This window comes from Yersinia massiliensis CCUG 53443, assembly GCF_000312485.1.
GTDB classification, from domain to species: domain Bacteria; phylum Pseudomonadota; class Gammaproteobacteria; order Enterobacterales; family Enterobacteriaceae; genus Yersinia; species Yersinia massiliensis.
The window spans coordinates 104,250-129,810 of record NZ_HE997649.1; the positions used below are offsets into that span (position 1 = coordinate 104,250).

Sequence of the window (25,561 nt, forward strand, 5' to 3'; positions counted from 1 at the left end):
GGCCGCCAAAGCGACCTTTCGTTGTTACATCGAGTTGCAAATGAATGCGAGAGCTATTGCGGTTATTCTTTACTGCGGTTGCTGTTGCTCCGCAGGCCCCATCTTGATGGTTGCCTGTTTGTGCAGGTTCGCCATCAGGGCATCAAAGGTCACACTGCTCGATCCTTCGAGCATTTTAGCCATAAATGCCTTCATTTCGCCTTCCGGTAATTTACCTGGCGTCACCGATAGCAACTCGATCAATACGATATTGTCCTGACGGTCTTGAGACAACCCATATACTGGCTGACCCTCTTTCGGGTGCGCCAGTGTGAAGATCGTTTGCACTAACTGATCGTCATCAGGTGCCCGTGACATGGTTTTCTTCTCACCAAAGGCAATACCAGCGGCTTTCATCGCTTCTTCACCCTTACCTTGTTTCAGCGCAGTCAGAAGCTTCTCACCATCAACACGTGCAACCTGCTCAGCTTTTTGACGTTTAACCAATTCAGTGACCTGATCACGAACTTGATCGAATGGCTCAATACCTTCTGGTTTATGGCCATCAATACGGATCACAAAAGCACGATCGCCATCAACAGTAATAACATCTGAGTTGCTGCCAGGTGCGCCATTCTCACCCACTAAACCACCATCAAAGATAGCCTGCACTACAGGTTTAAAATTAACGCCGGCTGGGACAGAATCACGGGTAAACCAATCGGTTTGTTTCGCTTTAGCGCCAGCGGCTTCTTCAGCAGAAGCCAGAGATTCGTTATCACTGGTTGCTGCTTCGCTTACTTTTTGCTGTAACGCGTAATAGGCATCAACTGCTTTTTCCTGCTTAACCTTTTTCGCCAAAGCATCATGCACTTCTGACAGTGGCTTAACCTGCTCTGCCTTGATGTCATTTAAGCGAACAATTAAGTAACCAACAGAAGATTTAACCACGTCAGATAACTGGCCTTTTTCGCTTAGATTAGCTTGCTTCAGTTCATCTGCTGTTGTTTCTGGTTCTAACCAACCCAGTTCACCACCATTCTTACGGGAGATAATATCGGTAGATTTCTCTTTTGCCATCGTGGCAAAATCCGCACCTTTTTTCAGCTCATCCAACGCCGCTTTTGCTTCAGCTTCGGTTTTAAACTGGATAACGCTGTAGTTACGGCGCTCAGGCTGGGTGTAGCTACTTTTATGCTGATCGTAATATGCGGCGATATCTTCTTCAGTCACTGTGATTTTGTCTTGCATTACCGCAGCATCCATCTCAATGAAGCTGATTTTCATCTGCTCCGGTGCAATGAAGCTATTTTTGTTCTGATCGTAATAAGCTTTTAGTTCATCATCCGTGACTTTTTGCTGCGCTTGAAGCGCTTTAAGGTCGATAGTTGCCAATCGTACGTCACGTTGCTGCAAAATCAGCTCTGACATAGCCTGTGCTTCGATAGGCAGAACAAAGCCAGTATCACCAAAGGCTTGCAACAATTGCTGGTTAATAAGCTGCTGACGCTGCATTTGAGCAAACTGATCGGGGGTATAGCCCATCCGATTCACCAGTTCGAGATATTTGTTATTGTCGAACTTATTATCAGTCTGGAAATAAGGTGCCTGACGAATGGCATCTTTGACTTGTTCATCAGTGGCCGTCAGACCCAATTTTTTAGCGTATTGGTCAAGCAACATGTTATTGACCAACTGGCCGAGAACCTGCTGACGCAGTTGCAGCATATAGCCTTCGTTAGCGGCCAGCGCGGAGAACTGCTCACCTAATTGCTGTTGCAAACGGCCTCGTTCACTCTGCACAGCTTGTTCTAACTGAGCGCGGCTAATCTCTTGGCCATTAACTTTGGCTGCGTAGTCGTTGGAACCACCAATCAGATAGCTGCCAACCCCGGTCAGGATGAAGGACAGCATGATTAGGGCCAGAAGGATTTTGAGCACGACGTTATTAGCAGCCGCGCGTAAATTGTCCATCATAATGTGACAATACTCCGCTGTAATATGGATTAAAACTGTTGCGCAGGTCTAAATAAACCCAGCATTCCTTGCGACAGCCATTCGTGCTGCTGCGCGTAAAAACTACGACCTAAACGAAAAAAAGCGCATCAATAACGATGCGCCTTGTATCTTACCTTACCAGCTCAACTGCGTCAGGTTATTGTTTATAGCAAACAATATACCCTTTGTATTTGAAGTAGCGAAGATGCTGGTCACTACCCCAAGCTTTTAAACAAATACACAGGTGAGAATTGACGCAAAAATCAGTTTACAGCGTCTTTCAGACCTTTACCGGCGCGGAAGCTTGGTACTTTAGCCGCTGGAATACTGATTTCTTTGCCTGTCTGAGGGTTACGGCCAGTACGTGCAGAACGCTCACGGACTGCAAAAGTACCAAAACCAACCAGAGCTACGTCATCACCTTCTTTCAAAGATTCAGTAACAGAAGCAATAATTGCATCTAATGCACGCCCAGCGGCCGCTTTAGAAATATCAGCACCAGCGGCAATTTTGTCGATCAGTTGTGACTTATTCACTCTTTCATCCCCTTTAGAATTCTATCGTCGCGCCGAAAATCCCTACGGACAACACGACAGCGCAGCTGTTATATCAATCCTGTCCGACCTTAGCAAGCAGCCCGAAGGCCAAAACTTTTACCGGACAGCCGAACTAACTTAGCGGCACAAAAAATAGCTGGCAAGTAGCATTTCACTTACCAGCATCAGTTTTATCAATACTTCTTGCGATACGTCACTATTTTGACGCTACCGGCTGTGCCCCGAAGGCAGGATTTTGCAAAGCAATGGCTAAAACATCATCAATTCGCTTAACTGGATGAATTTCCAGATCAGCGATAACGTTATCAGGAATCTCTTCCAAATCACGTTTATTGTCATCTGGGATTAGCACAACTTTGATCCCACCGCGGTGAGCGGCCAGTAACTTCTCTTTCAAACCACCGATAGGTAAAACTAAACCACGTAAAGTGATTTCACCGGTCATGGCAACATCTGCACGCACTGGGTTACCTGTCAGGCAAGAAACCAATGCGGTACACATTGCGATACCTGCGCTCGGACCATCTTTCGGTGTCGCGCCTTCTGGCACATGTACGTGGATATCACGCTTTTCGTAGAAATCAGGGTTGATACCTAATTTATCCGCTCTTGCGCGAACCACGGTCAATGCCGCCTGAATCGACTCTTGCATCACTTCACCCAAAGAACCGGTGTAAGTCAGCTTACCTTTGCCTGGGACACAGGCGGTCTCGATGGTCAGCAAATCACCGCCAACCTCCGTCCATGCCAAGCCAGTGACTTGACCGACGCGGTTTTCGGTGTCCGCACGGCCATAATCAACCTTTTGTACGCCAAGGAAATCTTTCAGGTTATCGCCAGTGATCTCAATATGTTTAACCGTTTTGTCCATAAGCAGATTTTTGACTGCTTTACGACACAGTTTGGAGATTTCACGCTCCAGACTACGCACCCCAGCCTCGCGGGTGTAATAACGGATAATGCTCATAATGGCACTGTCATCGATAGTCAGTTCGCCTTTCTTAATCGCATTGCGCTCAAATTGCTTCGGCAGCAAATGCTGTTTGGCAATATTGAGTTTTTCATCTTCGGTATAACCTGACAGACGAATCACTTCCATACGATCCAGCAAAGGTGCCGGTATATTCATGGAGTTAGACGTCGCCACAAACATAACGTCAGACAGATCATAATCCACTTCTAGATAATGATCGTTGAATGCAACGTTTTGTTCCGGATCTAATACCTCAAGCAAGGCAGAAGCCGGATCACCACGCATGTCGGACGCCATTTTATCGATCTCATCCAAAAGGAAGAGCGGGTTCTTGACGCCAACTTTTGCCATTTTCTGGATCAATTTACCCGGCATAGAACCGATATAGGTACGGCGGTGACCACGGATTTCCGCTTCATCACGCACCCCACCCAACGCCATACGCACATATTGGCGACCTGTCGCACGGGCAATAGATTGCCCCAGTGAGGTTTTACCCACCCCAGGAGGCCCTACCAGACACAGGATTGGCCCCTTAATTTTGCTGACTCGACTCTGCACTGCGAGATATTCCAAAATACGATCTTTAACCCGTTCCAGGCCATAATGATCGGTATCCAGAACTTCCTGCGCTTTGACCAAATCTTTCTTAACTTTACTGCGACTGTTCCATGGTACCTGCAACATCCAATCGATGTAACCACGAACTACCGTGGCCTCTGCCGACATCGGCGACATCATTTTCAGCTTCTGCAACTCAGCTTCGGTTTTCTCGCGCGCATCTTTCGGCATCTTAGCCGCTTCGATTTTACGCTTCAGCGCTTCATGCTCGTCAGGCGCATCGTCCATCTCGCCCAGTTCTTTCTGAATAGCTTTCATTTGCTCGTTCAGATAGTACTCGCGTTGGCTCTTTTCCATCTGCCGTTTGACGCGGTTGCGAATCCGTTTTTCAACCTGTAACAGGTCGATTTCTGATTCCATCATCGCCATCAGATATTCCAGACGTTCAGTCACATCGAACATTTCCAGAACAGCTTGTTTATCATTCAATTTCAACGGCATATGTGCCGCGATCGTGTCAGCAAGACGTGCTGCATCATCAATGCTATGCAACGATGCCAGCACTTCAGGTGGAATTTTTTTATTCAGTTTGATGTAGCCTTCAAACTGATTAATGGCCGTGCGAACCAATACTTCCTGTTCACGATCATCCATCACAGGCGATTCAAGATATTCCGCCTGAGCAGCAAAATGCTCACCACTATCGGAAAGTGTGGTGATGCGTGCACGCTGCAGCCCTTCGACCAACACTTTGACCGTACCATCAGGCAATTTCAGCATTTGCAAAATCGAAGCTACAGTGCCAACTGAAAACAGATCATTGATACCAGGTTCATCTGTCGAGGCTTCTTTCTGCGCAACCAGCATGATTTTTTTATCATGATCCATTGCAGCTTCCAGACACCGAATCGACTTTTCCCGGCCAACAAACAGTGGGATCACCATATGCGGATAAACCACCACATCGCGCAGAGGCAATACGGGGATTTCTATGCGTTCAGAACGCTCAGGGTTCATAGAGCTCTCTCTTAGTTTAGCTTCCGCCAGATTACTGGAAATCTCGTGAAACACGAATCATCACGAGTTTCACTAAATAGGTAATTGAGTATATGGGGACGAATGTCTTACATTCAACGATTACAATGCGAGGAAAAAGAAATGGGGGATAAAATCCCCCATTGTCATACTAACCATCTGGATTATTTGGCTAATTATTCGCCAGAAGCTTGAGCTTCAGGTTGGCCATAAATCAGCATCGGTGCAGATTGACCCGCAATAACGGATTCATCTACAACCACTTTCTCCACACTTTCCATTGACGGTAGATCGTACATGGTATCCAGTAATGCAGCTTCTACGATAGAACGTAGGCCACGAGCACCTGTTTTACGTGCCATCGCTTTCTTGGCAATGGCTGTCAGCGCCTCGTCACGGAATTCAAGCTCTACACCTTCCAGATTGAACAACGCCTGATACTGCTTAGTCAGTGCGTTTTTAGGTTCTTTCAAGATTTGAATCAGTGCGTCTTCGCTCAATTCACTCAAGGTTGCAACCACCGGTAGACGACCGATAAATTCAGGGATTAAACCGAATTTAATCAAGTCTTCAGGCTCAGCTTGGCTTAATAATTCGCCTTCTGTTGCCTTCTCTAATTTGCCTTTTACCGTCGCGCCAAAACCAATACCCGTACCGGTGTTAATGCGTTGCCCAATGACTTTGTCCAGGCCAGCAAAAGCACCACCGCATATAAACAGAATTTTAGAGGTATCAACCTGCAAAAATTCCTGCTGCGGATGTTTACGACCACCTTGTGGTGGTACGGCAGCAATTGTACCTTCTATCAGCTTCAACAGAGCCTGCTGCACACCTTCACCCGAAACATCACGGGTGATTGACGGGTTATCAGACTTACGCGAAATTTTATCAATTTCATCGATATAGACGATACCACGTTGCGCTTTCTGAACGTCGTAATCACATTTCTGCAAAAGCTTCTGAATGATGTTTTCCACATCTTCACCCACGTAACCGGCTTCGGTCAGCGTGGTGGCGTCTGCCATCGTGAATGGCACATCTAAGAAGCGAGCTAATGTTTCCGCCAGAAGTGTTTTACCACTCCCCGTTGGACCAATCAGCAGGATATTACTTTTACCCAGTTCGATACCATTACTAGTATCACCATTGCGTAAACGCTTGTAGTGGTTATATACCGCAACAGCCAGCACTTTTTTCGCCGGTTCTTGCCCAATGACATAGTCATCAAGGTGGTGGCGAATTTCATGCGGTGTAGGCAGCGAACTACGCTCCCGATGCGGAGCCACTTCTTTGATCTCTTCGCGAATAATGTCGTTACACAAGTCGACACATTCATCGCAGATATACACTGACGGTCCGGCTATTAGCTTACGCACTTCATGCTGGCTTTTGCCGCAGAAAGAGCAATACAGCAGCTTTCCAGAACCGTCTTTGCGCTTATCTGTCATCAGTAAACCTCTTTTTCAGTATCTGCCACACCCAAAAACACAGTGGCAGGGAGACTATTATCGCTATTTCTGGACACCACGTTAGCCTTCAACAGGCAGCCGATATATTGGGTCGTGTACGAACAATCAGTCATTAAGCGCCTTAAGCGCCACAATTTATTCTAATAACACACACGACCTGTTCTATTTACATCCAATTATAGTCTATCGGCTCACAGAAATAAGTCGTTAGTCACGACGGGTGAACACGGAATCCACTAATCCATATTCTACAGCCTCTTCGGCTGACAAGAAACGGTCGCGCTCAGTGTCTCTCTCTATTTCTTCAAGAGATTTCCCCGTGTGAAGTGCCATCAGGTCATTCATGCGTGATTTCACTTTTAAAATCTCTCTTGCATGAATTTCAATATCTGTGGCTTGGCCTTGGAAACCGCCCAACGGTTGGTGAATCATTACCCGTGAATTCGGCAAGCAGAAACGCTTACCTTTCGCGCCAGCCGTCAACAGAAATGCCCCCATTGAGCACGCTTGCCCCATACAGATAGTGCTGACATCAGGCTTAATAAATTGCATGGTGTCATAAATTGACATCCCAGCCGTAATCACCCCACCTGGTGAGTTGATATACAGGAATATATCTTTCTCTGGGTTTTCTGCTTCCAGAAACAGCATCTGCGCTGTAATCAGGTTGGCCATATGGTCTTCAACCTGACCGGTCAGGAAAATAATACGTTCTTTAAGCAGACGAGAGAAGATATCGTAAGAACGCTCCCCACGTGAAGTCTGCTCAACCACCATTGGCACCAGAGCCATGTTAGGTGCAAATTGATCTCGTTCGCCACTGTATGACATTACCGTCTCCTAATAGAATTTACTTTGGCGCCATTCATAACCGATTCTACTTGAGATAAGTAATGATGACTATGTCCATGCATCAAGGTGCGTGCAAACTGCCTGGTTATCCAGACACACTCTACAGCGGTAATCAGCCAGTGTTTCATCAACATCTTATGAACGTTCACTAAATAAATTGGGGGATTAATCTTCTTTTTCAAGTCCCCTCATATTTTTTAGCCTAACAACCGTTCGCTATCCCTACCCTAATCCAGACGCCAAATTGCTTTTTATCCGTATCTCACTTGTCAAATATAGCGCAAATTACACAGCAACATGCCAGATTAATCATACTATTGAGTGATTGTTGTTACCAAAAGAAAAGCCCGTGGCCAAAGGCAACGGGCTTCATCAATCAAAACTGTTACACCCTTTCCAATTTTAGGAGATGGGTTATATCCAGCTTGATGCGCTAAAAAACATTACGCATTAGTGGTCTGATTCATCAGCTCACTGAAGGTCGTTGGTTTTTCAGTCACTTTGGCTTTAGCCAGCAGAGTTTCTACCGCTTGTTCTTCCAGAGCAACACTGCGCATGTTGTTCATCAGCTCTTTGTTTTTGCTGTAGAACTCAACAACTTCTTGCGGATCTTCGTAAGCAGAAGCCATTTCTTCGATCAATGCCTTAACACGATCTTCATCAGCTTTCAGCTCATGCTTGCTGATAACTTCGCCCAACAGCAGACCGACAACAACACGACGTTTCGCTTGTTCTTCAAACAGTTCACGTGGCAGTTCAGCAGCTTGCTTCTCATTACCACCGAAACGCTGAGCAGCTTGACGGCGCAGAACATCGATTTCACCTTCAACCAGTGCAGCAGGAACGTCGATTTCATTTGCACTGACTAAACCGTCGATTGCCTGAGTTTTAACACGGTTACGTACCGCGCCTTTCAGCTCACGTTCCATGTTTTTACGCACTTCGGCACGCAGACCCGCAACTGAACCATCAGCAACGCCGAAACGTTTGATAAATTCTTCAGTCAATTCTGGCAACTCACGCACTTCAACTTTCTTCAACACGATGTCGAATTTAGCTGATTTACCTTTCAGATTTTCTGCGTGGTAATCTTCTGGGAAGTTAACGTCGATGACGAACTCTTCACCGGCTTTATGGCCGATAACACCGTCTTCGAAGCCTGGGATCATACGACCCTGACCCATTGCCAGCACGAAATCAGTCGCTTTACCACCTTCGAATACTTCACCGTCGATAGAACCGGTGAAATCCAGTGTTACGCGATCTTCAGCCGTTGCTGCAGCATCAGTGTCTTTCCACGTTGCTTGTTGCTTACGCAGAGTTTCCAGCATGGTATCAACGTCAGCGTCATTGACTTCAACAACTGGCTTTTCGACTTCAATGCTTTCCAGATCTTTCAGCTCAACTTCTGGGTACACTTCAAACTCAACAGAGAAAGTAAAATCTTCACCCTGCTTGTATTCACCTGGCACATAATTTGGCGCGCCAGCTGGATTAATTTTTTCTTTAATGATCGTGTCAACGAAATTACGTTGCATCAGGTCACCCAGTACGTCTTGGCGAACAGATGCGCCATAGCGCTGTTCAACGATGTTCATTGGCACATGGCCTTTACGGAAACCGTCAATACGAACACTTTTAGCGGCTTTCACTAATTCACTTTTTACTGCTTTCTCAATGCTGTCAGCAGCAACAGTAATTGTTACACGGCGGCCAAGGCCTTGAGTGGTTTCAACAGAAACTTGCATCTTGTTACCTCAAAAAAATCACAGTGCTCGGTCAACTCCAGAAGCTGCAAACGAAGCAGCACCATTTACCTTTTCAGGAATGATGCAAACTCTGAAAACACCCTCTAAGAACCGGGACGGCCGCATTAAACAGAACCGAGTATCCCAGATGTCAGAAGCGTCCCGAAACCATTCCGGAAAAATAAGACGCGACATTATAGCGGCGCTCAAGGTATGAGTCGAGGAAAGCAAGCGAATGTTGTCGCGGTAAAATTCACGCGTGAATCGTTCCCTCGGCTAAAACTTCTGTCACGCACGAATAAAAACAGCGGTGTCGCCTATACAGAAAAACAAGCGGCCCATAGGCCGCTTGCGAAATTCTCATCTACTAATACCCTAAATCAGGCCAGAATTACTACTGTTATCCAGTCTGTTTTTGATTAAATCCACAGTTTAAGCCAATGTCCCTGCACCACGACAAGACGGGGAATCGGGAACCGTATCTTGTAACCCAGCCCACTCTTTTGATGTGTAAGTGTGCAAAGCCAGCGCATGAACACTGCCAGCCAGCTCATCAGCTAACACACTATAAATGGCACGATGACGACTCAGAAAGCGTTGATCTTGAAATTTATTACTAACGATCACGATTTTAAAATGGCTTTCAGAACCCGCAGGAACATTGTGGCGGTAGCTTTCATTAATGACCTCCAGATGATCCGGTTCGAATGCCTTTCTAAGTTTTTCTTCAATTTGTTCTCGAATCAAAATCATCATATTCTCCTTACTGCCAAGGCAGAAAACTGCCTACTCTCTAATGCAATATTAGCTGATTTTCGCTGTTTTATAACATTTCAGATACAAAATAGCCCGTATATCTACTGTCAGGTCACTGAGGGTATGAAACTAACGTTAGATATGAGGTGAATCTGATAGTCAGGCAAAAACGTGACTTGTAAGGTCTTTATGTCAATTACACTCCCGCTTGAGTATAAATTGCCTTTTTTGCTGAAATTCTCTGCATCGGGATCTTCCACCGGCCAATCCCGGTGCTATGATGTCGCCATTGCAAACTTGCAAAATAACATGGCTGCTATCCCGCTCTGATTATTAAAGAATTCCATAACTATTGAGATAAAGTGAACATGCTAAAGAAAATTCTTTTCCCGCTGTTGGCTGTTTTTATCCTGGCGGGTTGTGCTGCCAGCAACAACACATTGAATGTCACGCCCAAAGTGGTATTGCCACCGCAAGATCCAACTTTAATGGGAGTCACTATCAGTATCAATGGTGCTGATCAACGTCAAGATTCCGCTCTGGCGAGAGTCAACCGTGATGGGCAACTGGTGGTGTTAACGCCTTCTCGCGACCTTCGTTTCTTGTTACAAGAAGTGTTAGAAAAACAGATGACGGCTCGTGGCTATATGATCGGCTCCGATGCCCCTGTTGATTTGCAAATTGTTGTGAATCAACTCTTCGCCGATGTTCAGGAAGGTAATCTGCGTTATAACATCACCACTAAAGCGGATATCTCTATTACCGCCACCGCGAAAAATGGCAATAAACAGGTGAAAAACTATCGCGCCAGTTACAATGTCCAAGGTGCATTTACTGCCACTAACGAAAAAATCACTGATGCCGTCAATACCGTGCTAAGCGATGTGATTGCAGATATGGCGCAAGACACCAGTGTCAGCAGCTTTATCAAACAAAACGCGCGCTAATAAGGCGTTTGCTTAGCACCATTATTACCGCTTAACAGAATGCTCCGCCCTATTTGATCGGGTGGAGCATGTAGGTCTCACATGTCCAATCGCTATTCAAACCTTTTTACCCAACGTAATTCACTTATTCTGCTGCTATTGGGGTTTGCTTCGGGCCTACCTTTAGCCCTGACCGGTGGGACGCTACAAGCTTGGATGACTGTTGAAAACGTCGATCTGAAAACCATTGGTATTTTTTCTCTGGTTGGTCAAGCTTATGTATTTAAGTTCCTCTGGTCCCCCCTGATGGACCGTTACACACCGTCGTTTCTTGGCCGTAGACGCGGTTGGTTATTGATTAGCCAAGTACTATTGATCATAGCAATTATCGCGATGGGCTTTATGGAGCCTGCTAAGCATTTATGGTGGCTAGCGGCTATCGCCGTATTAGTCGCATTTTGCTCTGCATCTCAAGATATCGTTTTTGATGCCTATAAGACCGATTTACTTACATCTGAGGAACGAGGCACTGGCGCGGCAGTTTCAGTCTTAGGTTATCGTCTGGCCATGTTGGTTTCAGGCGGATTAGCGCTGTGGATAGCCGATCGTTACCTCGGCTGGCAATCAACCTACTGGTTAATGGCTGGGTTGATGCTCATTGGGGTATTTGCCACCCTATTCGCCCCCGAACCCGATATTCGCATTGCCCCACCCAAAACATTGGAGCAAGCAGTCGTTGCCCCATTACGTGATTTCTTTGGCCGCAACAATGCATGGCTAATTCTCCTGCTAATTGTGTTTTACAAAATGGGCGATGCTTTTGCGGCGAGTCTGAGCACGACCTTCTTGATACGTGGTGTTGGATTCGATGCCGGTGAAGTGGGTCTGGTCAATAAAACGCTAGGATTGGTTGCCACCATTATTGGTGCGCTTTATGGCGGTCTGTTAATGCAGCGGTTGAGCTTATTCCGAGCATTAATGATATTTGGCATTTTACAAGCCATTTCCAATGTGGGCTATTGGATTTTATCCATCACTGATAAGAATATATTCTCGATGGGCAGCGCTATCTTCCTAGAAAACCTCTGTGGAGGAATGGGAACTGCGGCGTTCGTCGCCTTACTCATGACGCTGTGTAACAAGTCCTTTTCTGCCACGCAGTTTGCTTTGCTTTCTGCGCTATCCGCAGTCGGTCGTGTTTACGTCGGCCCTATCGCTGGCTGGTTTGTTGAAACCCATGGCTGGCCTCAGTTTTACATATTCTCTATTGCCGCAGCCGTCCCCGGCTTATTGTTGCTCTATGTTTGTCGTCAAACTCTCGAACATACTCAGCAGACAGATGAGTTTATGCCAAGAACTGAATTTAAAACGGCTTATCGTTGGGCACTACGCTTCTTAACCGTAGGTTGTATATTGCTTTCTGCGTGGTTGATTCTACTGATAAGTAACGCGTTGGATTGGACCACGGCACCACAAATAGCGGACATTTTGCTACTGCGAGGCATTCAGCTTAGCGTGGTCGGAATGGTTCTCGGTGGCGTATTGGATTACCTGGCGCTTCGGCGAGAAAAACTAGCTTAATCCACTGAACTAACATTCAAAGGCTGGCATTAACACCGGCCTTTTTTGTTTTTATCAGTCAATAAAACAGCCTCTCCCGATAAACCTTTTTGAAACCACCCCGCAAAATTAGTGATCCATGTCACATGAACAAGTAACAGTTGCAAAACAATATATTCAAAACGAGATCAAGGTCACCTTGGTGGGTTTATCCTTTCGTGCGGTGAGATTATGATGAGCGCACTTTTTGTTAAGGACTGTGTCCTTTTGTTTTCACTGACATCTTTCAACTGCACAGAGGCATTTATGCGTAAAATTCTTATCGGTGCTATCGCACTGAGCACGGTTACTTTAGCGCCAGCCGTACAAGCTGAATACCAATGGGGGTTCGGTAATATCAGCATGAACTATCTTGACTGGACGCGCAGTACTACGCATAAATCAGGTGATTCCTCGCATAAAGATGACTTTGCTTATATTGAATTAGAAGGCGGTGCGGGTTATAGCTGGGGTGAGATCTACGGCTTCTTTGATTTAGAAAACCCGTTCAATTCCAAAACGGCTCAACCGGGTGACAACCAGCGTTATACTTTTAAAACCACAGGTCGCTACTATTTAGGTGATACTGGCTTCAATCTTTATGGTCACGTCTATGGTACCTACTCACTGCCAAGCGCCGAAGGTAACGATTACAACAACTTCCATGAAGTCAATACGCTGTATGGTGTTGGCTATAATGCAACGATCGCTGGCGTGTGGATGAAGCCTTTCGTTGCACTGCACTATGTCGACCAGACTTACTACTCAGGCAATAACGGTTATGTCGTAGGCTGGGTTGCTGGTTATGATTTTACTGCGTTTGATGAGAAATTTAGTATCACCAACTGGAATGAACTGGAGTTCAACCGCGCAGAACGCTACGCCGCAGGCAATGGAGGGCGCAACGGGGTAAATGGTGCCATCGCACTCTGGTGGACACCTATTAAGCAATTCACCACGGGTATTCAGTATCGTTATGCCTATAACAAATTAGGCGAAGATTTTTTACAAGATGGTATCATTTATTCAATTAAATATAATTTCTAACTAAATGATCCCGAGGTGCCGAAATAGGTCACCTTGGGATATATTTTAATTTACTTTCTCATCACATATTTTTCACAGAAAATAAGTCTACTGACGAATTTAAAATCAGTATTCCACCTGAATAAAACGCTAATTACCGTTGTTTTTCCTTAATATCTCTGTGTGATTACCCAAGCTTAGCGCCAACATATTGTTGCTATTAGTAAATTATCACGCCATTCAACATCTGTGACCCCCTTAACATAAAGTGTCAACAAGCCGCTGACACAATCTTAAGCATGTTTACAGTCTCGCAACCTTCCCGTAAAATGCCCGCACACATGAAACGACAATAGAGCCCTTTTGTTATTGAGGTCGTTAGATGAGACTTAAGAAATACATTAAAAATATGGGTATGTTGTCTTTATTTGCAGCCACGGTAATGCTTAGTGGTTGCGATATGGTATTGATGAATCCCAAAGGCGCAATCGGAGTCGAACAAAAAACACTGATACTCACTGCTATCGGTTTGATGTTGATCGTCGTGATTCCGGTTATTTTTATGGCGTTCGCTTTTGCATGGAAGTATCGCGCGTCCAACAAAAGTGCGACCTACACCCCCAACTGGTCCCATTCCAACAAAATTGAGCTTGTTGTATGGGCTGTTCCAATCATTATTATCGCGATTTTGGCGACGATAACTTGGAAAACTTCTCATGAACTTGACCCGTTCAAACCACTTGAAGTGGCCGGCAAAGAGCCGATTACCATTGAAGTGGTCTCCCTTGACTGGAAATGGTTATTTATCTATCCAGAACAAGGTATCGCTACAGTAAATGAACTAGCTTTCCCTACTGGTGTTCCGGTGAACTTTAAAATCACCTCTAATTCAGTAATGAACTCGTTCTTTATTCCTCAGTTAGGCGGGCAAATCTACGCGATGGCCGGGATGCAAACCAAGCTGCATCTGATTGCCAACGAAGCCGGAAAATACAATGGTATTTCCAGTAGCTTCAGCGGTAAGGGCTTCTCTGGTATGAAATTCACTGCGATTGCAACACCAACGCAAGAAGACTTCGACCAATGGGTCGCACAGGTGAAAAAATCGCCGAATACCCTGAATACCACTGACGATTTCAATAAGCTGGCTGAACCGAGCGAAAATAACCTGGTTGAGTATTTCTCCAGTGTTAAACCGGAGATGTTTAAAGGAATCATTGGCAAATTTATGGGTGATATGAACATGCACAGTAAAGGCAATGATCCCCATAAAGGTATGGATATGAGCCAGGGCATGGATATGGGCGAACACGCCGCTCACGCCGGAGCCGAGGAATAAAACGATGTTGGGAAAATTAACACTTGATGCGGTTCCGCTACACGAACCAATCATTATGGTTACCGTTGCTGCAATCGTTCTGGGTGGGTTAGCACTTGTCGCTGCCCTGACCTATTTCGGCAAATGGAAATGGTTATGGAGCGAATGGCTCACGTCAGTTGACCATAAAAAAATCGGTATCATGTATATTCTGGTCGCCATGGTCATGCTTTTGCGTGGTTTTGCCGACGCCATCATGATGCGTAGCCAGCAAGCACTTGCTTCTGCTGGCGAGGCTGGGTTCTTACCACCTCACCATTATGATCAGATTTTCACCGCTCACGGCGTCATCATGATTTTCTTCATGGCGATGCCTTTTGTTGTGGGCTTAATGAACGTGGTTGTACCGCTACAAATCGGTGCTCGCGACGTTGCCTTCCCGTTCCTGAACTCACTCAGTTTCTGGTTCTTCGTAGTCGGAGTGGTGTTAATTAACATATCTCTGGGAGTCGGTGAGTTTGCACAAACTGGTTGGTTAGCTTATCCGCCGCTATCGGGTATCGAGTACAACCCAGGTGTCGGGGTCGATTACTGGATCTGGAGTCTACAGATCTCCGGTTTAGGGACCTTGCTGACCGGTGTTAACTTCTTCGCTACTATTTTGAAGATGCGCGCGCCAGGTATGTCTATGATGAAGATGCCTGTCTTCACATGGGCGGCACTTTGTACCAACATTTTGATTATCGTTTCTTTCCCGATTCTGACAGTCACCGTCGCGTTACTGACACTGGATCGTTACCTTGGCACCCATTTCTTCACTAATGATATGGGTGGCAACATGATGATGTACATCAACCTGATTTGGGCCTGGGGCCATCCGGAAGTGTACATTTTGGTTCTGCCGGTGTTCGGGGTGTTCTCTGAAGTTACCGCAACCTTCTCAAGAAAACGTCTGTTTGGTTACACCTCATTAGTTTGGGCAACCATCGCGATTACCGTATTGTCGTTTATCGTTTGGCTGCACCACTTCTTTACCATGGGGTCCGGTGCTAACGTTAACGCCTTCTTCGGTATCGCCACGATGATCATTTCCATCCCGACAGGGGTGAAAATATTCAACTGGCTGTTCACTATGTACCAAGGCCGTATTCAGTTTAACTCAGCAATGCTGTGGACTGTTGGTTTCATCATCACCTTCTCTATCGGTGGGATGACTGGTGTTCTGCTTGCTGTTCCGGGTGCAAACTTTGTTCTGCATAACAGCTTGTTCCTGATTGCCCACTTCCATAACGTTATTATCGGTGGTGTGGTCTTCGGTTGCTTCGCTGGCCTGACTTACTGGTGGCCTAAGTCCTTCGGCTTTACGCTGAATGAGAAATGGGGCATCCGTGCGTTCTGGTTCTGGATCATTGGTTTCTTCGTTGCCTTCATGCCGCTGTACGTACTGGGCTTTATGGGGATGACCCGTCGTTTAAGCCAAGACATCAATCCAGAGTTCCATCCGATGTTAATGGTGGCCGCTGGTGGTGCAGCACTGATTGCGTGCGGTATTTTGTGTCAAGTTATTCAGGTCTTCGTCAGTATCCGTGACCGTGAACAGAACCGCGACCTGACCGGTGACCCATGGGGTGGCCGTACGTTGGAGTGGTCTACCTCTTCCCCACCACCGTTCTATAACTTCGCAGTAGTACCTGAAGTGACTGACCGTGATGAGTTCTGGGACATGAAAGAGAAAGGCGAAGCGTACAAACGTCCGGCGAAATATGAAGAAATCCACATGCCGAAGAATACTGGCGCAGGTGTGATTATTGCTGGCTTCAGCTTGATCTTTGGCTTTGCCATGATCTGGTATATCTGGTGGCTGGCCATTGTTGGCTTCGTCGGCATGATTGTGACCTGGATTGTGAAAAGCTTCGACGAGGATGTTGATTACTATGTGCCAGTTGCAGAAATTGAGCGCATTGAAGATCTTCATCATGAACAAATCAGCAAAGCAGGCGTGAATCATGTCAACTGAGACTCTGACTAACCATAACGTCGCCCATGTCGAGCATGGGCATCACGATGCAGGAGCCACCAAAGTATTCGGCTTCTGGATCTACCTGATGAGCGACTGTATTTTGTTTGCGACCTTGTTCGCAACCTATGCAGTACTGGTAAACGGAACAGCTGGCGGTCCTTCTGGACGGGATATCTTCGATTTAAACTTTGTTCTGGTCGAAACTTTCCTGTTGCTGTTCAGTAGTATCACTTACGGCATCGCTATGCTGGGCATGAATAAGGGCCACAAAAACCAAGTGAATACTTGGTTGGGTCTGACATTCTTGTTCGGTCTGGGCTTTGTGGCGATGGAGATCTATGAATTCCATCATCTGATTGCCGAAGGTTACGGCCCAGATCGCAGTGCGTTCTTGTCTAGTTTCTTCGCATTGGTCGCCACCCACGGTATTCACGTTACCGCAGGCTTGGTTTGGATCATCATTATGATGATCCAAGTAGCAAAACGCGGCCTGAATGAAACGAACCGTACCCGTCTGATGTGCCTAAGCTTGTTCTGGCATTTCTTGGATGTGGTCTGGATCTGCGTATTCACCGTTGTCTATCTGTTAGGAGCCATGTAATGAGCCATCCAACATCTAGCCATTCAACAACGTCTCACGGTGGAGCCAGCCACGGTAGTTTGAAGTCATATATTATTGGCTTCATCCTATCGGTCATTCTGACCGTTATTCCATTCGCTATGGTCATGAGCGGGACTGCCTCTCATACCACTATTCTGGCCACTGTTGTCGGTTTAGCCGTTGTGCAGATTATCGTGCACTTAGTGTACTTCCTGCATATGAATGGATCATCCGAAGAGCGTTGGAATCTGGTGGCGTTCCTGTTCACCGCTATGATTATTGCAATCGTTGTTGTGGGCTCACTCTGGATTATGTACAACCTCAACATCAATATGATGGTTGACTAAAGAGCTGCATGTGATGATTAAGCAATACCTGCAAGTAACTAAACCAGGAATTATCTTCGGCAATTTAATTTCTGTCGTTGGGGGATTTCTTCTTGCGTCCAAGGGCGTGATTGATTACCCCCTATTTCTCGCCACCCTGTTCGGTGTCTCGTTAGTTGTCGCCTCCGGGTGTGTGTTTAACAACTATATCGACCGTGATATCGACCGTATCATGGAGAGAACGAAGAATCGCGTCCTGGTAAAAGGGCTTATCGATCCGAAAGTGAGCCTGATTTATGCTTCAGTATTGGGTATTGCTGGCATGCTGCTGCTTTATGTCGCCGCAAATGCATTAGCGATGATGCTGGCAGTCATTGGTTTCGTTATCTATGTCGGGGTTTATAGCCTCTACATGAAACGTAAATCAGTCTACGGGACGTTGATTGGCAGTTTATCGGGTGCTGCACCGCCCGTCATTGGCTACTGCGCTGTGACGGGTCAGTTCGATATGGGTGCATTGATCCTGTTGCTGATCTTTAGCCTGTGGCAAATGCCGCATTCTTATGCCATTGCGATCTTCCGCTTTAAGGATTATCAGGCTGCCAACATTCCAGTATTGCCCGTCATAAAAGGAATATCGGTCACCAAAAACCATATCACCCTTTATATTCTGGCATTTATGGTGGCAACCCTGATGCTGACACTGAGTGGCTATGCCGGCTATAAATACCTAGTCGTTGCTGCAGCAGTCAGTGTTTGGTGGCTAGGCATGGCATTACGCGGTTATAAAGCAACCAATGACATCGTATGGGCGAGAAAACTCTTTGTATTCTCTATCATTGCCATTACGTCATTGAGCGTCATGATGTCAGTTGATTTTAATGTTCCTTCCTCGGCAGGATTACTGACTTACGTCGGATAATATTGATCCGATAAAAGAAGCATACCGAAGAACGTGAAGTGGCCTGCAGGTCTATAGCTTGCAGGCCACTTTTTTATTTCCGCCCTTCCCTATCTATCTTCATATCTTTGAACCTTTATTGGCCATTTCAGTTTTGTTGGTCCCATAACAATTACCCCTCTTTTCCTCATCATCTGTGCTTACCCAAGCCATACATCACTTATATTCTGCTTAAAATATCGCCTGTAATACATTCTATTGATCAATCGATTTACCCGTTGCCCATAACATCATTACAATGGCGCAGATTGTTTTTTTGAGGTGGTAATGAACGATAACAAAATGACCCCGTTAGAGCTTCGGGCGACTTGGGGGCTGGGAACGGTATTTTCACTGCGCATGCTCGGCATGTTTATGGTTTTACCTGTTCTAACCACCTATGGTATGGCGCTTTCCGGAGCCAGCGAGGCACTGATTGGTCTCGCTATTGGTATTTATGGCTTGGCTCAAGCAATTTTCCAGATTCCATTCGGATTAGTCTCTGATCGCATTGGCCGCAAGCCTCTCATCGTCGGTGGTTTGCTCATATTTGCCCTCGGTAGTGTTATTGCCGCGTTGAGTGATTCCATTTGGGGCATTATTCTTGGCCGGGCATTACAAGGTTCCGGTGCAATCGCAGCAGCAGTTATGGCTCTGCTGTCAGATCTGACACGAGAGCAAAACCGTACAAAAGCCATGGCATTTATCGGTGTCAGTTTTGGCGTCACTTTTGCCATCGCAATGGTGCTCGGGCCTATCGTTACCCATGCCTTTGGCCTACAGGCGCTGTTCTGGGCGATTGCACTGCTGGCGCTGTTAGGCATTGTGATTACGCTAGCTGTTGTGCCAAATGCTGATAGGCATGTGCTCAACCGTGAATCTAGTATCGTTAAGGGCAGCGTCACCAAAGTTCTTAATAACAGCCGGCTACTTAAACTTAACTTTGGCATCATGTGCTTGCATATCTTATTGATGTCGAGTTTTGTGGCATTACCCCAGATTATGGCGAGTGCAGGATTAGCACCAGCCCAGCACTGGATTGTCTATTTGGTTACCATGTTGGTTTCATTCGCCGCCGTAGTACCCTTCATTATTTATGCTGAAGTTAAACGCCGAATGAAGCAGGTCTTTATGGGCTGTGTGGCTGTGCTATTTGCCGCAGAAGTCGTGCTGTGGTCAGCGGGACAGCAATTGTGGGTGATCATCGCGGGTGTACAGCTATTCTTTATTGCATTCAATGTGATGGAAGCTATATTGCCATCACTGATTAGCAAAGAGTCCCCTGCTGGCTACAAAGGAACGGCTATGGGTATTTACTCCACCAGCCAGTTTATTGGTGTCGCTATCGGTGGCAGTTTGGGTGGTCTGGTCTTCGGAATGGGGGGGGCAAGCATGGTATTTGCCGCCGGTGCAGTCATCGCCTTGGTCTGGTTTGCTATCAGTACTACGATGCAGGAACCACCTTATGTCAGTAGCCTGCGAATCACACTGTCAGAATTAGCGGTGAAAGACTCAGCATTGGAAGAGAGGATTAAAGCTCAGCCAGGTGTGACAGAAGCCGTTGTTGTGACTGCAGAACGCAGTGCCTACGTGAAAGTGGATACCAAAAAAACCAATCGCAGCCAGCTCGAACAGTTAGTTAACGCGATATAAGCCTAAATCAGGTACATAGCTGTTGTACCTGATTTAGCTGATCATTAATCCCCGCTAAAATTAGTCGCGGAAATTATTGAACTGGAAGGGTTGACCAAGATCAGCGCCGCGAATCAGTGCCATCACACCCTGTAAATCATCACGTGCTTTACCGGTCACTCGCACCTGCTCACCTTGAATCTGAGCCTGAACTTTAAGTTTGCTGTCTTTAATCAGCTTCACGAGTTTCTTGGCCTGCGCACTCTCAATCCCTTGTTTCAGTTTTGCTTCCACGCTGTAGGTTTTGCCACTGCGATCCATCTCTTCTGGGATCTCAAGGGCTGCACCTTCAATACCACGTTTACTCAATTGAGCACGCAAAATATCTAATAGCTGTTCCACCTGAAAATCAGATTCACTGGCTACTTTGATGCTTTCGTTCTTCTCATTTAACTCAAAACTTGCTGGGACATTCCGGAAATCCCAGCGGTTCGCCAGATCACGGGTGGCGTTTTCAACAGCGTTACGCACTTCCTGCATATCAATTTCAGATACAATGTCGAAAGATGGCATATTCGCTCCTCCTGATAAGATGAATGGCGAGCATGATAACCGCTTTATCTCCCACAAACAAAGCCAAGCCGCTGACAATTGTTCTACTGACTCTCTGTAGCAACAGCTCCTGTGTTTGGTGGCTAAAAAGTCTATAATCAAAGCATAAGTTATAAAAAGAAAAACGGTATTTTCCGCTTATACCAAGGAGGCCTCATGAAAATTACTGTGCTTGGTTGCGGAGCGTTAGGGCAATTATGGCTTTCTGCGCTTTATCAGCAAGGCCATGATGTACAAGGCTGGCTTCGCGTCCCACAGCCATATTGTTCAGTCAATGTCATCACGTTAAGCGGTGAAGCATTCAATCAGAATCTACCGACGAACGACCCTGAGCATTTATCGAAAAGTGAATTACTGCTGGTGTGCTTAAAAGCATGGCAGGTGTCTAGTGCCGTCACGGCATTGCTGCCGAAGCTCAACCCTGAATGTCAGATCTTACTGTTACATAACGGGATGGGAACACAACAAGAGCTTCCCCATGATGAACATATTTTTCTGCATGGCGTGACCACTCATGCTGCGCGTCGAGATGGCAATACGATTGTCCATGTCGCCAGTGGTATTACTCATATTGGCCCGATGTCACCCATCACGATGGATATCAGCCATCTGGCCGATGTTCTGCATCAGGCGCTACCTGACGTTGCTTGGCATAATGATATTTCAGCCGCTTGTTGGCAAAAATTGGCGGTTAATTGTGTCATCAACCCCTTAACCGGCCTCTATAACTGTCGTAATGGCGATTTACAGCGCTATCCTGAGCTAATCGAGCGTTTATGCGCTGAAGTCGCCAGCGTGATGGAAATGGAGGGCTACCATACGTCAACAGAGAGCCTGCTAAGTTATGTCAATGACGTCATCCAAAACACCGCAGATAACATCTCTTCACTATTACAGGATTTGCGCTGCCAAAGGCACACTGAGATAGACTATATTACCGGCTATTTACTGCGCCGCGCGCGCAGCCATGGCATGTCACTGCCTGAAAATACTCGGCTATATGACTTAATTAAACGTAAGGAAAATGAGTATGAGCGTATCGGCGCTGGTTTGCCTGGCTCCTGGTAGTGAAGAAACTGAAGCAGTCACCACCATTGATGTTCTGGTGCGCGCTGGTATAGAAGTCACAACAGCGAGTGTTGCTAGCGATGGCGCATTAGAAATTGTCTGCTCACGCGGCGTGCGATTATTGGCCGATACGCGTTTGGTGGACGTCGCCGATCAGAAGTTTGATGTTGTCGTTCTTCCTGGAGGGATCAAAGGCGCTGAGTGTTTTCGTGATAGCCCATTATTGGTCGCTACAGTGCGCCAAACTCACAATGAGGGCCGTTTAGTCGCGGCAATTTGCGCGGCCCCTGCATTAGTGCTTGAACATCACAATTTGTTTCCCGTCGGCAACATGACAGGTTACCCAGCACTCAAAGATAAAATTGATGCCACTAAATGGATGGACCAACGCGTGGTTTATGATAGGCGTGTCAATTTAGTCACCAGCCAAGGACCAGGAACCTCTATCGATTTCGCTTTGAAAATTGTTTTCTTGCTACTCGGAAGAGAAAAAGCTGAAGAGATCGCTTGGCAGCTAGTGTTACCACCGGGGATCTATAACTATCGGGAATAATACTAGACAAGCGAGTGAAGGATCGATCGCAACTAGCAGCGGACACTGCGCAAACCCTGAATGGTGAAGCGCAGTAGCCGCAAATATCACAATCTAAGGGCGATACACTTTTACATTGGTATACCCTTGTTCACGCAGATAAAGCGCCTGCAAACGGCTCATCACACCACGATCGCAATACAACAAGTATGTTTTACTTTGATCCAGATCGGCGAATTGCGAACCTAACTTATAGAATGGCAACGTTTTTACCGTCACTTGTTCCAGTTGCAACGGTTTCTCTTCTTGCTCATCTGGTGCACGGATATCCAGCAATACATCACTTTCCGCCAACTCAGCAACTGTTTCGACTTCCACCACTTGCTCGCGGCTTTGCTCCGCAATTTCACGGATATCGACGTTTTTAGCTTCGCTGACGACGCGATCTAAAATGGCGAAATCGAAATGAGATTCTTCTTCCTCAATCTTCGCCTTAACCGCTTTCACTGTTGGGCTCTTTGAAATCACACCACAAAATTCCGGCATCGTTTTCGCGAAATCTTCAGTCCCAATTTTTCGAGCTAGGTTGATAATGTGCTCTTTATCATGAGAAATCAGCGGACGTAGAATCAGCGTATCTGAGGCATTATCAATTAAACGTAGATTGGTTAGCGTCTGACTGGATACCTGCCCCAGCGCTTCGCCAGTGACCAATGCCTGAACACCGTAACGTTCTGCAACCTGAGATGCTGCTCGCACCATCATCCGTTTCAAAACCACACCCATCTGCCCGTCTTCGACTTTTTCCAGAATCTCGCCCACTACCGGCTCGAAATCTATCGCCACAAAACGCACTCGATGGGAGCTACCAAAGCGATTCCACAGGTAGTGTGCGACTTGCTTTACCCCAATCTCATGGGCTGAGCCACCGAGATTAAAGAAGCAATAGTGTACACGGCAACCACGGCGCATCAGCATATAGCTAGACACACCAGAGTCGAAACCACCTGAAATTAAAGATAAAACATCTTCCTGCGTACCAATAGGGAAACCGCCCAAACCTTCATGACGCGCTTTGATCAGCGTCAATTTGTCTTGATCGATTTCTAAATGTACCGTGACTTGAGGATGAGTCAGTTTTACTTTTGCGCTTTCAATATGTTGATTTAAACCACCACCAACATATCGCTCTGCATCACCAGACGTAAACTCATGTTTGCCACGACGTTTCACTCGCACACAGAAGGTTTTCCCGATCAGAGTCTCACGATAGGCTTCTAGCGTTTGCTCAAAAATATCGTGCATATCGGTGTAGCTACGATCTTCAACTTCGAGGATATGGTGAATCCCCGGTACGCGAGTCAGTGCATCACAGATTTGCGGACCCAGTTGATCATCTTTAGTGCGAATTTCAATATGATCCCAATGACGAACAACCGCTAGGCTATCATCCTCAAGATTTTTCAGTACGTTGCGGATATTTGTGGTGAGAATTTTAATGAAGCGCAATCGCACCGATTGACTCTTGATGGTAATTTCTGGGAACAATTTAATGATAAACTTCATGGCGGTTTTAGTTGTCTGGTTATGGAGTGATGGCGTTGCTATTGGTAGCAACAGTCGATAGACGTTAGCAAAAACATGCAAGCCGTGGAGTATATCACTATATGATGGGTCACTGCGTACTAAAAACCAGACTTAAACGCCACGATTTCCCCCGCATTATCCGCTAGAATAGCCAGTAATCCGTTTTTCGCCTGATAGCGCTCCTCAGCCAGCAGGAAAACGTTACGTGCCTTCAAGGCTACGTTTCATAAAAATATTGAGTTGAATAAAAACTATGCCGAAAAAAGCCATCGCACCAGAAACCAAAGCAGCCAGTTTTGAAACCTCACTCAGCGAACTGGAACAAATTGTGACTCGTTTGGAGTCCGGGGAGCTTCCACTAGAAGAGGCTCTCAATGAATTTGAACGGGGTGTGCAGTTGGCTCGTCTTGGGCAACAGACCTTATTGCAAGCCGAACAGCGCGTACAAGTGCTGCTCAGCGATGACGTCGATGCACCATTAACACCTTTCACACCCGATGCTGAGTAAGCCTTATGTCTAACATCCAATCATCCGTTGATTTTAGCCAGCAACTTGCCGTTCATCAGCAGCGAGTCAATCAGGCATTACTCAATTTTATCGCCCCTCTCCCTTTTAGCGATAGCGACTTGGTCGAGGCGATGCGTTACGGTGCCGTGCTTGGTGGTAAACGTCTGCGTCCTTATTTAGTCTATGCCACAGGCCAAATGTTTGGTCTATCGCTCACCAATCTTGATGCCCCCGCAGCGGCGATTGAATGCATCCACGCCTACTCATTAATTCATGATGATTTGCCCGCGATGGATGACGATGATTTACGCCGTGGGCAACCGACTTGTCACGTAAAGTTTGGCGAGGCCAACGCTATTTTGGCGGGTGATGCATTGCAAACACTGGCCTTTTCAATTTTGGCTGAAGCGCCAATGCCCGATGTGACAGATAAAGATCGCCTCGCGATGATTGCTGAACTCGCTCGAGCCAGTGGTGTTGCAGGGATGTGTGGTGGTCAGGCGCTGGATTTGGAAGCAGAAGCTCGCCAGATTTCACTGGAAGATCTTGAGCAAATTCACCGCCATAAAACAGGGGCATTGATCCGAGCAGCCGTTCGTCTTGGCGCACATGCTGCGGGTGCTCGTGGGCGTGCTGCACTGCCATTACTTGATCGTTACGCCGAAGCGATTGGCTTAGCCTTCCAAGTTCAAGACGATATTTTAGATGTTATCGGTGATACAGCTACAATTGGTAAACGTCAGGGTTCAGATCAGCAGCTTGGGAAAAGTACTTATCCCGCCCTTTTGGGGCTAGAATGTGCCAGAACCAAAGCCATGGATCTTTATCAGGAAGCGGTCAGCGCCCTGAATGCCCTTTCAGCACAATCCTATAACATAGCGCCCTTGCAAGCATTAGCCTGCTTCATTATCCAGCGCGATAACTAGAAATAAACCGGC

The 25,561-nt window shown here is 46.5% G+C and carries 22 protein-coding genes; 13 read left to right on the forward strand and 9 right to left on the reverse strand.

Features of this window, described 5'->3' with window-relative positions; translation table 11 throughout:
- Positions 1–69: 69 nt before the first annotated feature.
- The 7 genes from ppiD to bolA all read right to left on the reverse strand — a co-directional run bounded on the left by ppiD (position 70) and on the right by bolA (position 9,925).
- Positions 70–1,956 carry a peptidylprolyl isomerase gene (ppiD, locus tag BN68_RS19620; protein ID WP_019212895.1) on the reverse strand — a complete coding sequence of 629 codons (1,887 nt, stop codon included), beginning with the start codon at positions 1,954–1,956 and terminating at the stop codon, positions 70–72.
- 284 nt (positions 1,957–2,240) lie between these two features.
- Positions 2,241–2,513 carry a nucleoid-associated protein HU-beta gene (gene hupB, locus BN68_RS19625; protein WP_019212896.1) on the reverse strand — a complete coding sequence of 91 codons (273 nt, stop codon included), beginning with the start codon at positions 2,511–2,513 and terminating at the stop codon, positions 2,241–2,243.
- A gap of 217 nt (positions 2,514–2,730) precedes the next feature.
- On the reverse strand, positions 2,731–5,085 hold the full coding sequence (gene lon, locus BN68_RS19630) for an endopeptidase La (RefSeq protein WP_019212897.1): 2,355 nt from the start codon (positions 5,083–5,085) through the stop codon (positions 2,731–2,733).
- Positions 5,086–5,279: 194 nt separating this feature from the next.
- Positions 5,280–6,551, reverse strand: a complete 1,272-nt coding sequence (gene clpX, locus BN68_RS19635) for an ATP-dependent protease ATP-binding subunit ClpX (protein ID WP_019212898.1) — start codon at positions 6,549–6,551, stop codon at positions 5,280–5,282.
- A gap of 228 nt (positions 6,552–6,779) precedes the next feature.
- Entirely contained in the window at positions 6,780–7,403 is a 624-nt protein-coding gene (gene clpP / locus BN68_RS19640) for an ATP-dependent Clp endopeptidase proteolytic subunit ClpP (RefSeq protein ID WP_019212899.1), read from the reverse strand.
- A 464-nt stretch (positions 7,404–7,867) separates the two neighbouring features.
- Positions 7,868–9,172, reverse strand: coding sequence for a trigger factor (tig, locus tag BN68_RS19645; RefSeq protein ID WP_019212900.1), 1,305 nt, complete (start codon positions 9,170–9,172; stop codon positions 7,868–7,870).
- A gap of 432 nt (positions 9,173–9,604) precedes the next feature.
- Complete coding sequence (gene bolA / locus BN68_RS19650; protein ID WP_019212901.1) at positions 9,605–9,925, reverse strand: transcriptional regulator BolA; 321 nt, start codon at positions 9,923–9,925, stop codon at positions 9,605–9,607.
- A 371-nt stretch (positions 9,926–10,296) separates the two neighbouring features.
- Between bolA and BN68_RS19655 the strand changes: the two genes are divergently transcribed.
- The 9 genes from BN68_RS19655 (at position 10,297) to BN68_RS19695 (ending at position 20,337) form a co-directional block, all read left to right on the forward strand.
- Positions 10,297–10,875: a lipoprotein gene (locus tag BN68_RS19655; protein WP_019212902.1), complete on the forward strand. Its 579-nt coding sequence runs from the start codon at positions 10,297–10,299 to the stop codon at positions 10,873–10,875.
- A gap of 81 nt (positions 10,876–10,956) precedes the next feature.
- Positions 10,957–12,435, forward strand: coding sequence for a muropeptide MFS transporter AmpG (gene ampG, locus BN68_RS19660; RefSeq protein WP_019212903.1), 1,479 nt, complete (start codon positions 10,957–10,959; stop codon positions 12,433–12,435).
- 285 nt (positions 12,436–12,720) lie between these two features.
- The gene (locus BN68_RS19665) at positions 12,721–13,500 is read left to right on the forward strand and encodes a nucleoside-specific channel-forming Tsx family protein (RefSeq protein ID WP_019212904.1); all 780 of its coding nucleotides are present in this window, start codon (positions 12,721–12,723) and stop codon (positions 13,498–13,500) included.
- A gap of 361 nt (positions 13,501–13,861) precedes the next feature.
- Positions 13,862–14,818: a cytochrome o ubiquinol oxidase subunit II gene (cyoA, locus tag BN68_RS19670; RefSeq protein ID WP_019212905.1), complete on the forward strand. Its 957-nt coding sequence runs from the start codon at positions 13,862–13,864 to the stop codon at positions 14,816–14,818.
- Positions 14,819–14,822: 4 nt separating this feature from the next.
- On the forward strand, positions 14,823–16,814 hold the full coding sequence (gene cyoB / locus BN68_RS19675; RefSeq protein WP_019212906.1) for a cytochrome o ubiquinol oxidase subunit I: 1,992 nt from the start codon (positions 14,823–14,825) through the stop codon (positions 16,812–16,814).
- A complete protein-coding gene (locus BN68_RS19680) occupies positions 16,804–17,418 on the forward strand; it encodes a cytochrome o ubiquinol oxidase subunit III (RefSeq protein WP_019212907.1) in 615 nt (204 codons plus the stop codon). Before cyoB ends, BN68_RS19680 begins: the two co-directional genes overlap by 11 nt.
- Positions 17,418–17,765: a cytochrome o ubiquinol oxidase subunit IV gene (locus tag BN68_RS19685; RefSeq protein ID WP_019212908.1), complete on the forward strand. Its 348-nt coding sequence runs from the start codon at positions 17,418–17,420 to the stop codon at positions 17,763–17,765. The genes BN68_RS19680 and BN68_RS19685 overlap by 1 nt, the downstream gene beginning before the upstream one ends.
- A 13-nt stretch (positions 17,766–17,778) precedes the next feature.
- Positions 17,779–18,666 (forward strand): heme o synthase, encoded by an 888-nt coding sequence (cyoE, locus tag BN68_RS19690; protein WP_019212909.1) that lies wholly within the window; start codon positions 17,779–17,781, stop codon positions 18,664–18,666.
- A 306-nt stretch (positions 18,667–18,972) separates the two neighbouring features.
- Positions 18,973–20,337, forward strand: a complete 1,365-nt coding sequence (locus BN68_RS19695; RefSeq protein WP_019212910.1) for an MFS transporter — start codon at positions 18,973–18,975, stop codon at positions 20,335–20,337.
- A gap of 60 nt (positions 20,338–20,397) precedes the next feature.
- On the opposite strand, the gene BN68_RS19700 is transcribed toward BN68_RS19695, so the two are convergent.
- Positions 20,398–20,889, reverse strand: coding sequence for a YajQ family cyclic di-GMP-binding protein (locus tag BN68_RS19700; protein WP_019212911.1), 492 nt, complete (start codon positions 20,887–20,889; stop codon positions 20,398–20,400).
- A gap of 195 nt (positions 20,890–21,084) precedes the next feature.
- Between BN68_RS19700 and panE the strand changes: the two genes are divergently transcribed.
- The gene (gene panE / locus BN68_RS19705; protein ID WP_019212912.1) at positions 21,085–21,996 is read left to right on the forward strand and encodes a 2-dehydropantoate 2-reductase; all 912 of its coding nucleotides are present in this window, start codon (positions 21,085–21,087) and stop codon (positions 21,994–21,996) included.
- A complete protein-coding gene (gene yajL, locus BN68_RS19710) occupies positions 21,959–22,549 on the forward strand; it encodes a protein deglycase YajL (RefSeq protein ID WP_019212913.1) in 591 nt (196 codons plus the stop codon). The genes panE and yajL overlap by 38 nt, the downstream gene beginning before the upstream one ends.
- Before the next feature lie 93 nt (positions 22,550–22,642).
- On the opposite strand, the gene thiI is transcribed toward yajL, so the two are convergent.
- A complete protein-coding gene (thiI, locus tag BN68_RS19715) occupies positions 22,643–24,094 on the reverse strand; it encodes a tRNA uracil 4-sulfurtransferase ThiI (protein WP_019212914.1) in 1,452 nt (483 codons plus the stop codon).
- A gap of 274 nt (positions 24,095–24,368) precedes the next feature.
- On the opposite strand from thiI, the gene xseB reads away from it, so the two are divergent.
- Positions 24,369–24,623 carry an exodeoxyribonuclease VII small subunit gene (gene xseB, locus BN68_RS19720; RefSeq protein WP_019212916.1) on the forward strand — a complete coding sequence of 85 codons (255 nt, stop codon included), beginning with the start codon at positions 24,369–24,371 and terminating at the stop codon, positions 24,621–24,623.
- A gap of 5 nt (positions 24,624–24,628) precedes the next feature.
- A complete protein-coding gene (ispA, locus tag BN68_RS19725) occupies positions 24,629–25,549 on the forward strand; it encodes a (2E,6E)-farnesyl diphosphate synthase (protein ID WP_019212917.1) in 921 nt (306 codons plus the stop codon).
- Positions 25,550–25,561 lie beyond the last annotated feature (12 nt).

Excerpts from the sequence above, each read along its gene's own strand:
- ppiD (WP_019212895.1), bottom strand. The coding sequence starts at position 1,956 with ATGATGGACAATTTACGCGCGGCTGCTAATAACGTCGTGCTCAAAATC.
- lon (WP_019212897.1), bottom strand. The coding sequence starts at position 5,085 with ATGAACCCTGAGCGTTCTGAACGCATAGAAATCCCCGTATTGCCTCTG.
- clpX (WP_019212898.1), bottom strand. The coding sequence starts at position 6,551 with ATGACAGATAAGCGCAAAGACGGTTCTGGAAAGCTGCTGTATTGCTCT.
- clpP (WP_019212899.1), bottom strand. The coding sequence starts at position 7,403 with ATGTCATACAGTGGCGAACGAGATCAATTTGCACCTAACATGGCTCTG.
- tig (WP_019212900.1), bottom strand. The coding sequence starts at position 9,172 with ATGCAAGTTTCTGTTGAAACCACTCAAGGCCTTGGCCGCCGTGTAACA.
- bolA (WP_019212901.1), bottom strand. The coding sequence starts at position 9,925 with ATGATTTTGATTCGAGAACAAATTGAAGAAAAACTTAGAAAGGCATTC.
- BN68_RS19655 (WP_019212902.1), top strand. The coding sequence starts at position 10,297 with ATGCTAAAGAAAATTCTTTTCCCGCTGTTGGCTGTTTTTATCCTGGCG.
- ampG (WP_019212903.1), top strand. The coding sequence starts at position 10,957 with ATGTCCAATCGCTATTCAAACCTTTTTACCCAACGTAATTCACTTATT.
- BN68_RS19665 (WP_019212904.1), top strand. The coding sequence starts at position 12,721 with ATGCGTAAAATTCTTATCGGTGCTATCGCACTGAGCACGGTTACTTTA.
- cyoA (WP_019212905.1), top strand. The coding sequence starts at position 13,862 with ATGAGACTTAAGAAATACATTAAAAATATGGGTATGTTGTCTTTATTT.
- cyoB (WP_019212906.1), top strand. The coding sequence starts at position 14,823 with ATGTTGGGAAAATTAACACTTGATGCGGTTCCGCTACACGAACCAATC.
- BN68_RS19680 (WP_019212907.1), top strand. The coding sequence starts at position 16,804 with ATGTCAACTGAGACTCTGACTAACCATAACGTCGCCCATGTCGAGCAT.
- BN68_RS19685 (WP_019212908.1), top strand. The coding sequence starts at position 17,418 with ATGAGCCATCCAACATCTAGCCATTCAACAACGTCTCACGGTGGAGCC.
- cyoE (WP_019212909.1), top strand. The coding sequence starts at position 17,779 with ATGATTAAGCAATACCTGCAAGTAACTAAACCAGGAATTATCTTCGGC.
- BN68_RS19695 (WP_019212910.1), top strand. The coding sequence starts at position 18,973 with ATGAACGATAACAAAATGACCCCGTTAGAGCTTCGGGCGACTTGGGGG.
- BN68_RS19700 (WP_019212911.1), bottom strand. The coding sequence starts at position 20,889 with ATGCCATCTTTCGACATTGTATCTGAAATTGATATGCAGGAAGTGCGT.
- panE (WP_019212912.1), top strand. The coding sequence starts at position 21,085 with ATGAAAATTACTGTGCTTGGTTGCGGAGCGTTAGGGCAATTATGGCTT.
- yajL (WP_019212913.1), top strand. The coding sequence starts at position 21,959 with ATGAGCGTATCGGCGCTGGTTTGCCTGGCTCCTGGTAGTGAAGAAACT.
- thiI (WP_019212914.1), bottom strand. The coding sequence starts at position 24,094 with ATGAAGTTTATCATTAAATTGTTCCCAGAAATTACCATCAAGAGTCAA.
- xseB (WP_019212916.1), top strand. The coding sequence starts at position 24,369 with ATGCCGAAAAAAGCCATCGCACCAGAAACCAAAGCAGCCAGTTTTGAA.
- ispA (WP_019212917.1), top strand. The coding sequence starts at position 24,629 with ATGTCTAACATCCAATCATCCGTTGATTTTAGCCAGCAACTTGCCGTT.